The organism is Olleya sp. NP1-10 (genome assembly GCF_055804415.1).
This window is the reverse complement of record NZ_CM147840.1, coordinates 1,023,899-1,037,691: the sequence shown is the minus strand read 5'-3', so window position 1 is coordinate 1,037,691 and position 13,793 is coordinate 1,023,899. Positions and strand designations below refer to the sequence as shown.

Genomic DNA, 13,793 nt, shown 5'->3' with positions numbered 1-13,793 from the left:
ACAAAATTTAGCTTTATGAGATCTGAATATTAATTTTGACGAAATACATATTTAATCGGTCAAAATACACTTGCAGAATGATTTTAAACAGCTATTTAAAACTTTATAGACTTAATGAATATAGTTTGATGATACTAAACAAAAAAAAGAGCAACTAAATAGTTGCTCTTTTTATATGTATAAAATCGAACGATTTTCTACCAGATTCTTACACGATTTTCTGGTGCGATGTACATTTTATCACCTTCTTTAATATCAAAGGCTTTATAAAAAGCATCAATATTTAATAACGGTTGAACTGCTCTTGTCATTCCTGGAGAATGTGGATCAGTTTTAATTCTAGTTTTTAATGCATCGTCTCTCATTTTTGTTCTCCATACGGTTGCCCAACTCATGAAAAAACGTTGTTCTGCAGTAAATCCATCTATTGGTTCTGGTTTACCTCCTTCTTGTTCAAAACTCATTTGTAAAGCATCATAAGCTGCTAACACACCTCCTAGATCACCAATGTTTTCTCCTAAGGTAAATTTACCATTAATGTTAGTTTCTGGTAAAACCTCTATTGCACTATATTGATTGGCTAAAGCTTCACCTAAACCTTCAAACTGTTTTAAATCTTCATCTGTCCACCAGTTATTTAAATTTCCGTCTTTATCATAACGAGAACCAGAATCATCAAAACTATGAGAAATCTCATGACCAATTACAGCTCCGATTCCTCCATAATTTACAGCATCATCTGCATTAAAATTATAAAATGGTGGCTGTAAGATTGCTGCAGGAAATACAATCTCATTATAAGCTGGATTAAAGTATGCATTTACAACTTGTGGAGCCATATACCATTCTGACTTATCTACAGGCTTACCTAACTTTGCAATATCTTCTTTGAAGTTCCATGCACGAGCATTTAAAGAGTTTTGTAAATAAGACCCTCCGTTTTCTACACTACTAATTTGTAAATCAGAATAGTCTTTCCATTTATCTGGATATGCTATTTTAACTTTAGTAGCTCTTAATTTTTCAATTGCTTTTTCTTTAGTTTCTGGACTCATCCAGTCTAATTTATTGATACGATTTTCAAAAGCTAAAATGACATTTTTAATCATTTTTTCTGCTTTAATTTTTGCTTCAGGTGGAAACTTTTTGTCTACATATAATTTACCTAAAGCTTCACCAACAGTTCCGTTTAACGAACCTAATGCACGCTCGTCTCTAGCACGTTGTGCTTTTGCTCCGTTTAATTCTTTTCCGTAAAACTCCCAGTTAGCAGTTTCGATATCTGTACTTAAGAAGCCAGCTGAATTATTAAAGGTTAACCATTTTAAATAAGCTTTCCAATCGCTAACATTATTATCTGCTAATACTACTTGTAATCTATTAAAATATCCTAAATCACCTACAATAACAGTGTCTAACTCTTTAACTCCAATACCTGACAAAAAGTTTTTCCAGTTAACTGCAGGAACCATTTTTTGAACGTCTTCAATAGATCTTGGGTTATAACGCTTACGTGCATCACGACGATCTACTTTATCCATTTTAGCTTCCTCTAATCTCGTTTCAAACGCTAAAATTTGCTCAGCTTGTTGTTTTGCATCAGCTTCTGTGTCACCTAAAAATTGTAACATTCTAGTAATGTGAGCTACATATTTTTCTCTTTTTTCTTTTGAATCTGCATCATCTTTGATGTAGTAATCTCTGTCAGGTAAACCTGTTCTTCCTCCACCAAGATAAGCTACATTACGGTTACTGTCTTTTGGGTCAGATCCAACTCCAAAACCATATAAACCACCACCTCCTTGAGGCTCCATTTCAATCATATAAGCTTGAAGATCTTCAATATTATTGATGGCTTCAATTTTTGCTAAATACGGTTTAACAGGATCTATCCCTAAATTATTACGTCCTACAGTATCCATTATTGTTTGATAATAATGAACTGCTTTTTCTTGATCAGAACCTGGTAATACTTTTATGTTTTCTAAATCCTTATTATCAGACATTGCTGCTTTTAAAATGCCTAAAGCATCTGCATCTGTTTTTTTACGTAATTCTTGAAAACTTCCCCAAGTAGATTGGTCATCCGGAATTTCGTTATTTTCTAACCATTTTCCGTTTACATATTTAAAGAAATCTTCTTTTGGTTGTGTTGACTTGTCCATGTAATCAAGATTGATACCTGGAACTACTTCTAACTGAGCTGTAGGCTTTGTTTCTTCTTGCTGCTTCTGCTCTTCTTTACATCCCATGATGGCCAAACAGCTAACAACACCTATTACAGTTGTTTTTTTTAGGTTGATTTTCATATTACTTATATTTAAAAAGGCTTTTTAATAAGGGTTCAAGATATAAAAAAAGCACCTTCAAGTAATTATGAAGGTGCTTTTTTTATGTTTAAATTAACAATTAGTTAACAATTAATTTTTTAGTTAAAACTGCCTGATCTGTAACGATATTAACCAAGTATACTCCTGTTGAATAATCACTTAAATCTAAAATAAAATTAGCATTTTGTGGTTTTGCTTTTACGATACTTACAATCTTTTTTCCTGTAATATCATAAACATCAATATCAAAATCTTGATTTGTTTGAGTCTTAATATTAAAAATACCTTTTGATGGATTTGGATGAATTAAAAAAGATGCTGTTTGAAACTGATCAACATTTAACACATTACCTGTTATAACAAAATTATCTACTATAGTTCCTTCTTCAACCACTGATTGGTCTGAGTGAAACACAAACCTAAACATTATATTAGTTTCTGCACTAAACGCTGATAAATCGTAACTATATTCATTAAAGCTAGCATATTGAGGGTCAGTTCCTGTCCATTGTCCTCCTGGACAATTAAAACAGGTATTATTTTGTCCGCTAGTAGTTGCGCTTGTGTACCAATTTAAGTCAGATGCAGATCCTAATAAATTCCAAGTTACTCCTTGGTCTGAAGAATACTCCATATAAACAATATCCCAATCATCTTCTAATTGAAATGCCATATCAAATTTTAATTCTGGATTAGCAAGATTTGACAAATCGTAACATTGAGAGACTAAATAACTTTTTGTAAGATTATCGTAATCTCCATTAAGGTTAGTACCATATACTTGATTTTGAGCATCAACACCTGTATTGTTTAAAGCTAAACCATTTGGAACACCACGTTGCCAATATTGTGTATCACTACCATCATCTAAAACCAAAAGTTCCTCTTGTTGTGTTTCAAATGTATTTACAACATCAACAACACCACTATCATTTACATAAAATATTTTTTCTTCGGAATTATTATTAACTTCATATTCATCATTAGCAACCGTTGAGCTAACTTTAAAAGTATAATCGCCTTTTGGTAAATTTAATTGTGGTAGATCTACAATTACCGAAGTATCTGAAACTAAATTACCTGTCCAGTTAAAATTATTAGATACTCCGTTTATATAGTAAGTAAAGTCCACTGAAGTGATAGTATTAATACCATTATTTTTAATTTCAACTTGAGGTGAAACATTATCACTACAATCTATAGTATCACTAATACCTGATAAGCCAACTAATTTTACGTCTGTTGGAGCTAATTGGGTTGGTATTTCAGATTGCCAAATACCACGACCGTATGTTGCAGCAGTAATTTTATTATCAAAAGTATTGATTTCTATATCTGTGACTGCTACATTAGGTAATCCAATATTAAATAACTCCCATAATAAAGTATCATCATCATAACGATACACACCTAAACTTGTCCCTAAATACAATGGATTTTTAGAATGTAAACCCTGATGTTTGATACTGTTTTTAGTTACGTTGGGTAAACCATTTGAAACATCTGTAAAACTAAGACCTCCATCTACAGACTTTAAAACTTGCCCATTAGATCCAGAAGTTGTCACGTAAACGATATTATTATCTGTGTTGTTTACCTCTATTGATGTGACATTTGAGAAAAACGTTTGAACAGAAGTAAAAGTCACACCTGAATCAGTACTTTTTCTTAATATTCCATTAGTTGCAACATAAATATTATTAACATCGATAGGATCTATTTCTAACACATCTATATTGGTGCCAAATGAAGGCGAAACTGCAACCCAATTATTATTTTCAAGTCTATATAAAGCATTAAAACCAGAGTATAATTGACTATCGCTGCTCATTGCTAAAGGTGTAATCCAGTTACCGTTTTCTCCAATAGGAGCACTAATTTCGGCAGATAAACTAGATCCTGAAGCTGTTGAAACATATAGACCACTTCCGTTTTGTATAAAACCATAGTAATTAGAAGAGTTTGCAGGATCAATAGCTGTATCCATACCGTCAGCTCCATAATAGTTTTGCCATTGTCCATTATTAAATGCATGACCACCATTATCTTGTAAACCACCAACCATTTTATTTGAAGTTTGTTTAGATACAGACACCCTATAAAATTGACTAATTTGCATACCTGCAGTTAAATCTGTAAAACTAACACCTTTATTAGATGACTTGTAGAATCCACCATCTGTACCTGCATACAACTCATCATCAAAAAATCTTAAATAATGAATATCTGCATGAGAATATGATGATGAAAATGGAGAATTCCAGTTGTTTAATTTGGTAAATGAGGTTTGCGTACCATTGACTTCACCTTTCCAAATATTTAAAACACCTGTATAAAATTCGTTTTCGTTTGTATCTGAAACAGCAAAAGCCATATCAAACCAAGACTGAGCAGACTCAAAAACATCGGTTGTGTTTGCAGCTACCTGTAAAAAACTTAAACCAGAATCTGAAGACTTATAAACTCCTTTAAAACCATAAGCATTGGTAGACCCTAACACATACACAACATTTGGGTTAGCTGGTGTTACATCTATTACATATCTTGAAGTATTATTAGAAGTTAAACCAGAAGTCACAATAGAAAAAGAATCTCCAGCATTAACTGATCTGTAAAAACTATTTGATGTTACAATATAAATAACATTAGGATCTTGAGGTTTAATTTTAATATCCTTGACATTAAAACCTTGTGTACCATTAACATTGGTCCATGTCACACCAGCATCAACAGTTTTAAATACTCCGTTGTTAGTAGCAACCCATAACATATTTGAATTGTTAGGATTGATGTAAATATCGTTCATTGAACTTGGAGAATTATTAGGGTTTAATCCTGTTGTATTCCAAGTTAATCCACCATCCATAGATTTCATGACACCAACACTATATGAGTCTCCTGCATCATCATCTCCTGTTGCTATATAAATTATATCCGAATTATTACTATCTATTGCAATACCTGAGACACCAATTTGTGGTAAATTATCTGTAGTTGTAATCCAAGATAATCCAGCATCTGTAGATTTCCAAAGTCCACCTGCTGGTGCTCCAGCATAAATTACATTATCATTATTTGGGTCTTTAACAACAACATTAATACGTCCTTGACCAGGAGACCATGATCCTGTATTAGTATGAGAAAATGGACCAACTGGCAACCAATTACTCTCGTCAACCATTATGCTATTACTTCTGTTAGTAGCATTAGTTTTTGTAACCTCTAAGTAGGTGTTCCACAACTCTAAAGAGGTTGGCAATGTACCATCTTCTTTTACGTAATTAGCCCAAAAGGTTTCCCAACGTTTAAAAGGTTTGTATCCACTACCTTTAACATTTGGATTTTTATTTTCCCAATACGCATTAAACGCGTTAACAACCTCATCAAATTTTAAAGACTTCTGTTTTGATTGTGTATTAAATCCAGACATCCAAGGGGCGTCTTGATTAAACTGAGCGAAGGATAATGTGAAGGTTAAAAGAAAAGAAAGAGATAATAAGTACTTCATGATGATGATATTTATTATCAAAAATAATTGTTTTATTACAATAAAACACGATGTTTTGATAAAAAACACCGATAAAACACACGAAATAAGTAAATTACACTTTATTTATTAAGAATTTGCTTAGTAATACTATCGGTTTGTTTTTTCAAGTTTACAATGGTTTTGACGTTACTATTAGGAATTGTAATAGACAAAACATAATGCTGTATCTTCCATTGATTGTCTTTAAAAACCATAACTCCAGATCCACGACAAATCTCCATTTGTGTATCCAGCAACTCATCAAACCAAGCTAAAGTATTATCTTCATTTAAAAACACATTACGCTGAATAGCTTTAAAACTCCAAGCTTTACCTTTATCAAAATAAGGTTTAGAATAGTCCTTAAACTGGTTTAAAGTCCAATTTTCTGTTGCATCAGTACCAATAAAAATAGCATCTGAAGTCATACCTCCAAAATAAGCATCAAAATCAGCTTTAGCTGCTGCATCGTGCCAAGCATCTAGACTTTTATTTATAGCTTGTTTAGTAAGAGTGTTATTAGTCTTATTTTGCTTTGTGTTGCATGACAAAAATGAAAAAACTACAATGATACTAACAGCTATATATTTCATATTAATAAGGCTTTACAATTACTTGGCTATCTTTTTCTACTTTCTTATTGATCTGTAAATTAAGATTAGATTTTGCTAAAAACACTTGCTTAATCGCTAATAACAGTTCGGTTTTTGTGCTAGTATCAAGACTTTCAATTTCTTGAAATTTTAACATCATAGTTTCTAAAACTAAAACTCTAGCTTTGATAGCTTGTGTATTAATGGTTTCTGGAATAGTTTCTTCTAAATCTGTTAAGGTAGAATTAAACAAATCTACATCTGCATTAAAAAAAGTAAAATCAGGTAACGTTAAAGCTTGTATACCATTAGAAACATCTAAATAAGCTTGCCAATTAGATACAATAGGATTGGATTTTACATCTAAAGCAATATCTTGATAATTAATTTTTGAGATATCTTCTTTAGTTATTTTTAAGCTATCAACAGCAGTTAAACCTTCTTCAGATACAATGACAGTGGTTTCTTTTTTACAAGCAGTAAATAACACTAATACAACTAATGAAAGCTTAAAAAATCTCATAATTAAATTGATACGTTTGATAAACAAATATATTAGTTTAATGAGTTAAATTTTATTAAATGGTAAAATTGTTTTTTTGTAATCACTTTTATATTTTTTTTATTAGAAAATCTTTAAATAGTTATTACTTTTGAGCGCATATTTTATAAATAATCCAAAAAAATGAGCGAAAAAATATTAATTATAGGTGCTGCAGGTCAAATTGGATCTGAGTTGACATACAAGTTAAGATCCATTTACGGTAAGGATAATGTTATTGCAAGCGATTTAAACTACAATAATATTGAATTAGTAAATTCTGGTACGTTTGAGATCATTGATGCTATGGATTATGCGTCAATTAAAATATGTTGTGAAAAACACAATATAGACACCATTTACTTAATGGCTGCCATGTTAAGTGCTACAGGAGAAAAATATCCTATGAAAGCTTGGGATCTAAACATGCAATCTTTATTTCATGTTTTAAATCTTGCTAAAGCTAAAGCTATTAAAAAAGTATTTTGGCCTTCAAGTATTGCTGTTTTTGGTCCAACCACACCTACAACGGATACACCACAACACACCATAATGGAACCAACAACAGTATATGGAATCACGAAACAAGTTGGTGAGCGTTGGTGCGAATATTATAATGAAAAGTATGGTGTTGACGTAAGAAGTATACGTTATCCTGGAATTATAAGTTGGAAAACATTACCAGGAGGAGGAACTACAGATTATGCTGTAGAAATCTATCACGAAGCTTTAAAAAATAAAAACTACGAATGTTTTTTAAGTGAAGACACAGCTTTACCAATGATGTACATGGATGATGCAATTGATGCTACTGTTGCATTAATGACAGCTAATGCTGAAAAAGTTAAAATAAGATCTTCCTATAACTTATCTAGTATTAGTTTTACTCCAAAAGAAATAGCAAACGCTATTAAAAAAGAAATTCCGGATTTTGAAATTACATATAAGCCTGATTTTAGACAACAAATAGCCGATTCTTGGCCAAGTAGTATAGATGACACCTCTGCAAGAGAAGACTGGAACTGGAAACATCAGTTTGACTTAGATGGCATCACTAAAGACATGCTAAAAAACCTAAGTAGCAAATAATATAATCCTACAATATAAAAAAGCCTCTAGATAACTTCTAGAGGCTTTTTTATGCGTTTTGACTAACAAAATAAGCTAGACTTTAATCCATAAAAAAAGCCACTATTTCTAGTGGCTTGTTTAAACTTGCTCCTCCTCTTAGGCTCGAACTAAGGACCCTCTGATTAACAGTCAGATGCTCTAACCAACTGAGCTAAGGAGGAGTGTTTTTCGCTATTGCGAGTGCAAATATAAAAGCTTTTTTAAGTTCTGCAAAATAATTTTTAATTTTTTTAATTAAATATTGCTTTAAATATGTCATTACCGTTTGCAAACAGCACTAACCCTATCAAAATGAAGAATCCAACTAGCTGAGCTTTTTCTAAAAATTTCTCACTTGGCTTACGTCCAGAGATAATTTCGTACAATAAAAACATGACATGTCCTCCATCTAAAGCAGGAATTGGTAATAAATTAAGCACACCTAACATAATAGATAAAAATGCTGTTAGACTCCAAAACGCTGGCCAACTCCAAGTACTAGGAAAAACATCGTAAATAGCTTTAAAACCACCTACACCTTTGTATGCTCCTGTACTAGGATTAAAGATTGCTTTTAATTGTCCAAAGTAAGATGTAATTTGACCAGTAAACTTATTAAACCCTACACCAAAACTTTCAGCAAAACCATATTCTTTTCTAACAACTTTTAAATAACCTAGTTTTTCTAAATCTGAAGCTTTAGTTTGCGTTAAAATATCTAGCTTTCCTTTATCATCTACTTTCAAAGTTCTTTCAATGTTAGTATTACCTCTTTTAAATACAGTTGCTATAGTTTGTCCTTTAGACTGCTCTAAAACTGGTAGGACTTGATCATAAAATTCGGCTGCCTTTCCGTTTATAGACATAAAAACATCACCTTCTTTTAAATCTACACCTTGATTAAGAGACGTATCTAAAACTTTACTAACAACAAAAGGTTGTCTTAAATCAAACAAACTTCTATCTTTACTAGAAGACAATTGTCCTAAAAAATCAACTGGTAACTGTATTGTTTTTTCGGTTCCATTTCTTTTAATAGTAACACTGTTGGCTCCTATAATATTTTTTCTGATATCAGACTCATTAACAATTTTAGTATCATCAATTTTAACAACATGATCGCCTGTTTGAAAACCTATATCTGTTAGCAAAGGGTTTTCTATTAACATACCACCTTTTATACTTGCAGCATCAATATCTGTATCTCCATACGCAAAAGACATAACCACATAAATAACGTATGCCAACACAAAATTAACAAATACACCACCTAACATAATAATTAAACGCTGCCAAGCTGGCTTGGATCTAAACTCCCATGGTTGTGGTGGTAAAGCCATTTGCTCTTTATCCATACTTTCATCAATCATACCAGAAATTTTCACATAACCACCTAAAGGCAACCAACCAATTCCGTATACTGTTTCGCCAATTTTCTTTTTAAATAACGAGTATTTTACATCAAAAAATAAGTAGAATTTTTCAACTCTAGTTTTAAATGCTTTTGCAGGAATAAAGTGCCCCAATTCGTGCAAAACAATTAATAATGACAGACTTAACAAAAACTGTCCGATTTTTATAATAAACTCCATGTAGTGTTTCTATTCTTTTATATTAGTCGCCAAAAGTAACTATTTAGACTTAGTATTAAAAGTAATCGCTTTATTGCTTTTTAAGAATTAACAAATTTTATGAGTAATATCATAAGACAGGCTTGTGTTTTCATTGTATTTTTGCATTATAAAATTAAAAACACTTAAAATGCTTTCTTTTTTTAAAGATTACAAATGGTTTGCTGTTGTTTTTAGCATCATTTCGATAATAATAATTTCAATATTTTATAATATTTTAAAGGTTGAAAAACCTTTACCTGTCTATCAACCTGCTATGGTTAATAGGGAATTAGTTGATAGTACTATACAACACAAAATCAACTATCATAAAATTGCCGATTTTAGTTTAACCAATCAAAACGGAAAAACCATAACTCAAGCGGATTATAAGAATAAAATATATGTAGCTGATTTCTTTTTACCACCTGTCAAACCATTTGCCCAATAATGACTGGCAATATGGAAAAAATACAACAAGAAATTATTAACGATGATGAAGTTATGCTACTTTCTCACTCTGTCACTCCTGATATTGATACAGTTGCACAACTAAAACGTTACGCTATAAAAAAAGGCGTAAATGACAAAAAATGGAACCTAGTTACAGGTGATAAAGGTGAAATTTACAGATTGGCTAGAAAAAGTTACTTAGCAGTTAAAGACGACGGAATGCCTGATGATTACGGAATGGTACATACTGAAAACTTTATGCTAATTGACAAAAAAAGTCAAATTAGAGGCTATTATGATGGCACAAAAACAGAAGATATCACCAAACTTTTAAATGATATAAAAAAGTTAAAAAAGGAGTACAAAGACTAGTTTTTGGCTCTCAATTTTTTTAACGACAAATTTTGCCATATTTTTGTTTCTTTAAAATCAATCTAAATAAGCTTGGATAATACACTAGACACATTAAAAAGAGGAGAACGCGCTGTAATTATAGACGTATCTTCACATTTAATTCCATTAAAACTATTAGAAATGGGATGTTTACCTGGTAATAGTGTCGAGCTAGTTCAAGTTGCACCTTTTGCTGACCCTTTATATCTAAATATAAACGGAAGTCACTTGGCAATAAGAAAAGAAACCGCTATTCATATTATCATCGAAAAAGAAGTTTAATGAGTAAGCAAATTAATATTGCCTTAATTGGTAACCCTAATACAGGAAAAACCTCTGTTTTTAATGCCTTAACTGGCTTAAACCAAAAAGTTGGGAATTATCCAGGTATTACAGTCGAAAAAAAGAAGGTATTTGCAAATTACCAAGAGGTGTTAAAGCACATATTATTGACCTTCCTGGTACTTACAGCCTTAATGCTTCGTCTTTAGACGAAAATGTAGTTATAGAATTATTACTTAACAAAAACGATAAAGATTTTCCTGATGTTGCAGTAGTTGTTAGTGATGTTGAAAATTTAAAACGAAACCTACTACTATTTACTCAAATTAAAGATTTAGAAATTCCTACAATTTTAGTCATTAACATGGCTGACAGAATGAAATCTAAAGGAATATCTCTAGATATTGAACATTTAGAACAAGAACTAAAAACCAAAATAGCGGTTATTAGTACTAGAAAAAATGAAGGTATTGATAGATTAAAGCTACTAATTAGTAACTTTAAAGATCTTCCAACAACACCTTGTCTTAACGCTTCAGAAATTGACAAAAATTACTTTGACAAATTAAGACATGCCTTTCCAAACCAATTAACTTACAAATTGTGGTTAGTAATAACACAAGATGTCAATTTTGGAAAAATGGATCGTAATGAAGTTGAAGCTATTGCTAGTTTTAAAACCAAATCTAAAAACGATTTAAAACGTTTACAGCAAAAAGAAACTATAAAACGTTATCAATTTATAAATAACACACTTAAAAAAGGTCAAACTATTGACGCTAGTCAGGCTACAGATTTAAGATCTAGGCTAGACCGCATATTGACACACAAAGTTTGGGGTTACCTTATATTCTTTTTAATATTATTAGTCATATTTCAAGCTATTTATGATTGGTCAACAGTACCAATGGATTTAATTGACGGACTATTTGCAAACCTTAGTGATTGGGTTAAAAATACGTTACCTGAAGGCGCATTTACTAATCTTTTAGCGGAAGGAATTATATCTGGATTGGGAGGAATAGTAATATTTATACCTCAAATTGCCTTCTTATTCTTGTTTATTTCCATTTTAGAAGAAAGCGGTTACATGAGTCGTGTCGTGTTTTTAATGGATAGAATCATGAGACGTTTTGGTCTAAGCGGTAAAAGTATAGTGCCTTTAATTTCTGGAACTGCTTGCGCAATTCCTGCAATAATGGCAACTAGAAATATTGAAAGCTGGAAAGAACGATTAATAACTATACTTGTTACTCCTTTTACAACGTGTTCAGCTAGATTACCTGTTTACTTAATTATTATTGCATTAGTAATACCTGAGGGACGTTTTCTAGGTTTAAGTTACCAAGCTTTAACCTTAATGTTGTTGTATTTATTAGGTTTTGGAGCTGCAGTACTTTCGGCATACATCTTAAACAAAGTTTTAAAAATTAAAAGCAAAACTTTTTTTGTAGTTGAAATGCCAAACTATAAACTACCAATGTTTAAAAACGTTGCGATTACCGTTTTAGAAAAAACAAAATCGTTTGTTTTTGGAGCAGGAAAAATAATATTAGCAATTTCAATCATCCTTTGGTTCTTGGCATCTTATGGTCCTGGAGAACAATTTAATAATGCTGAAACTATTATTAAAACAGAATACGCATCTCAAAATTTAAATGAAGAAGAAATAAGCCAAAAAATAGCGTCACATAAACTAGAACATTCGTTTATAGGTATTGCAGGACATGCTATCGAGCCTGTAATTAGACCATTAGGTTACGACTGGAAAATAGGAATAGCAATAGTAAGTAGTTTTGCTGCTAGAGAGGTTTTTGTAGGTACATTAGCAACCATTTACAGCGTTGGAAATGATGATGAAGACACCATTAAAAATAGAATGGCTGGAGAAGTCAATCCAATTTTGGGTGGTCCATTATTTAATTTTGCATCAGGTATTTCTCTATTACTTTTTTATGCTTTTGCAATGCAATGCATGAGTACTTTGGCTATTGTTAAAAAGGAAACTAATACCTGGAAATGGCCAACCTTACAATTAGTTATCATGACAGCTATAGCATACATATCTGCATTAATAGCTTATCAATTTTTAAAATAAAATTATGAACAGCATTATTCAAAACATATTAGTTTTTATAACATTGGGGTTCGCTTTATTTTTTCTATTTAAAAAATATTTCTTAAAGGCTAAATCCAAAAAAGCTTGTGGTACTGACGACTGTGGCTGCCACTAATCTGTTATTTTTCTATTTAACTAAACTTCTTTTAAAAACAAGTTTTTAGCCACGTTTTGAGACACCATTAATTCATTATCTTCAAACTTAATCTTAACAGAATTATCATAAGGCTCTTTTTGAACAACAACAATCTTGGTTCCTAGGGCTATTTTATTACTATCCAAGTATCTCAAAAAAGCGGAAGAGGTATCGTCTACCCCTACACATTTATAAGTTTTACCTATAATAGCTTGTGATAACATGATTTTTTCGATGTGTTTAAAGTTTCCATGTTTATCCGGAATTGGATCTCCATGTGGATCATGATTAGGAAATTCCAAAAAAGCATCTAATTCATCAATCAATTTTTCTGATCTGATATGCTCTAAATGCTCAGCAACTTCATGAACTTCATCCCAAGTAAAATTTAATTTTTCTACCAAAAACACTTCCCAAAGCCTATGCTTTCTAATAATGTTGATTGCTACAGACTGACCTTTTTCGGTTAAATTAACACCTTGATACTTTACATAATTAGCATAACCTTTTTCAGACAGCTTTTTAAGCATATCAGAAACCGAAGATGCTTTTGTGTGTATGGATTCTGATATCGCATTGGTGCTAACAACCTCTGTACCTTGCTTACCTAAATGATAAATTGCTTTAATATAATTTTCTTCTGTCAGTGTAATCATAAACCTAAAATAGCTAGATAGCAAATATAAGAATTAAATAA

8 protein-coding genes, 1 tRNA gene and 2 pseudogenes are annotated in these 13,793 nt (G+C 31.4%); 4 read left to right on the top strand and 7 right to left on the bottom strand.

The features are described 5' to 3' along the window. Window positions 1-197: 197 nt before the first annotated feature. The 4 genes from AC0L4B_RS04760 to AC0L4B_RS04745 all read right to left on the bottom strand — a co-directional run bounded on the left by AC0L4B_RS04760 (window position 198) and on the right by AC0L4B_RS04745 (window position 6,975). A complete protein-coding gene (locus AC0L4B_RS04760) occupies window positions 198-2,309 on the bottom strand; it encodes a M13 family metallopeptidase (RefSeq protein WP_473438777.1) in 2,112 nt (703 codons plus the stop codon). A gap of 100 nt (window positions 2,310-2,409) precedes the next feature. Then, window positions 2,410-5,838: a T9SS type A sorting domain-containing protein gene (locus AC0L4B_RS04755; RefSeq protein ID WP_473438776.1), complete on the bottom strand. Its 3,429-nt coding sequence runs from the start codon at window positions 5,836-5,838 to the stop codon at window positions 2,410-2,412. Between the two features lie 101 nt (window positions 5,839-5,939). Continuing rightward, window positions 5,940-6,452 (bottom strand): nuclear transport factor 2 family protein, encoded by a 513-nt coding sequence (locus AC0L4B_RS04750; protein ID WP_473438775.1) that lies wholly within the window; start codon window positions 6,450-6,452, stop codon window positions 5,940-5,942. A gap of 1 nt (window position 6,453) precedes the next feature. After that, window positions 6,454-6,975 (bottom strand): hypothetical protein, encoded by a 522-nt coding sequence (locus AC0L4B_RS04745; protein WP_473438774.1) that lies wholly within the window; start codon window positions 6,973-6,975, stop codon window positions 6,454-6,456. Between the two features lie 162 nt (window positions 6,976-7,137). Between AC0L4B_RS04745 and AC0L4B_RS04740 the strand changes: the two genes are divergently transcribed. After that, window positions 7,138-8,082: an NAD-dependent epimerase/dehydratase family protein gene (locus tag AC0L4B_RS04740; protein ID WP_473438773.1), complete on the top strand. Its 945-nt coding sequence runs from the start codon at window positions 7,138-7,140 to the stop codon at window positions 8,080-8,082. A 129-nt stretch (window positions 8,083-8,211) separates the two neighbouring features. On the opposite strand, the gene AC0L4B_RS04735 is transcribed toward AC0L4B_RS04740, so the two are convergent. Both AC0L4B_RS04735 and rseP read right to left on the bottom strand, forming a co-directional pair. After that, window positions 8,212-8,285, bottom strand: a tRNA-Asn gene (locus AC0L4B_RS04735). Window positions 8,286-8,354: 69 nt separating this feature from the next. After that, on the bottom strand, window positions 8,355-9,695 hold the full coding sequence (gene rseP, locus AC0L4B_RS04730) for an RIP metalloprotease RseP (protein WP_473438772.1): 1,341 nt from the start codon (window positions 9,693-9,695) through the stop codon (window positions 8,355-8,357). Window positions 9,696-9,864: 169 nt separating this feature from the next. On the opposite strand from rseP, the pseudogene AC0L4B_RS04725 reads away from it, so the two are divergent. The 3 genes and pseudogenes from AC0L4B_RS04725 (at window position 9,865) to feoB (ending at window position 12,939) form a co-directional block, all read left to right on the top strand. Beyond that, window positions 9,865-10,538: pseudogene (locus AC0L4B_RS04725) on the top strand (SCO family protein). A gap of 72 nt (window positions 10,539-10,610) precedes the next feature. Further along, entirely contained in the window at window positions 10,611-10,841 is a 231-nt protein-coding gene (locus AC0L4B_RS04720; RefSeq protein ID WP_028288727.1) for a FeoA family protein, read from the top strand. Beyond that, window positions 10,841-12,939 (top strand): annotated as a pseudogene (gene feoB, locus AC0L4B_RS04715) (ferrous iron transport protein B). Before AC0L4B_RS04720 ends, feoB begins: the two are co-directional and overlap by 1 nt. 156 nt (window positions 12,940-13,095) lie before the next feature. Here feoB and AC0L4B_RS04710 read toward each other — a convergent pair. Further along, the gene (locus tag AC0L4B_RS04710) at window positions 13,096-13,752 is read right to left on the bottom strand and encodes a metal-dependent transcriptional regulator (protein WP_473438771.1); all 657 of its coding nucleotides are present in this window, start codon (window positions 13,750-13,752) and stop codon (window positions 13,096-13,098) included. Window positions 13,753-13,793 lie beyond the last annotated feature (41 nt).

What these genes read in the sequence shown, in the direction of transcription:
- AC0L4B_RS04760 (WP_473438777.1), bottom strand. Translation starts at nt 2,309, where the DNA reads ATGAAAATCAACCTAAAAAAAACAACTGTAATAGGTGTTGTTAGCTGT.
- AC0L4B_RS04755 (WP_473438776.1), bottom strand. Translation starts at nt 5,838, where the DNA reads ATGAAGTACTTATTATCTCTTTCTTTTCTTTTAACCTTCACATTATCC.
- AC0L4B_RS04750 (WP_473438775.1), bottom strand. Translation starts at nt 6,452, where the DNA reads ATGAAATATATAGCTGTTAGTATCATTGTAGTTTTTTCATTTTTGTCA.
- AC0L4B_RS04745 (WP_473438774.1), bottom strand. Translation starts at nt 6,975, where the DNA reads ATGAGATTTTTTAAGCTTTCATTAGTTGTATTAGTGTTATTTACTGCT.
- AC0L4B_RS04740 (WP_473438773.1), top strand. Translation starts at nt 7,138, where the DNA reads ATGAGCGAAAAAATATTAATTATAGGTGCTGCAGGTCAAATTGGATCT.
- rseP (WP_473438772.1), bottom strand. Translation starts at nt 9,695, where the DNA reads ATGGAGTTTATTATAAAAATCGGACAGTTTTTGTTAAGTCTGTCATTA.
- AC0L4B_RS04710 (WP_473438771.1), bottom strand. Translation starts at nt 13,752, where the DNA reads ATGATTACACTGACAGAAGAAAATTATATTAAAGCAATTTATCATTTA.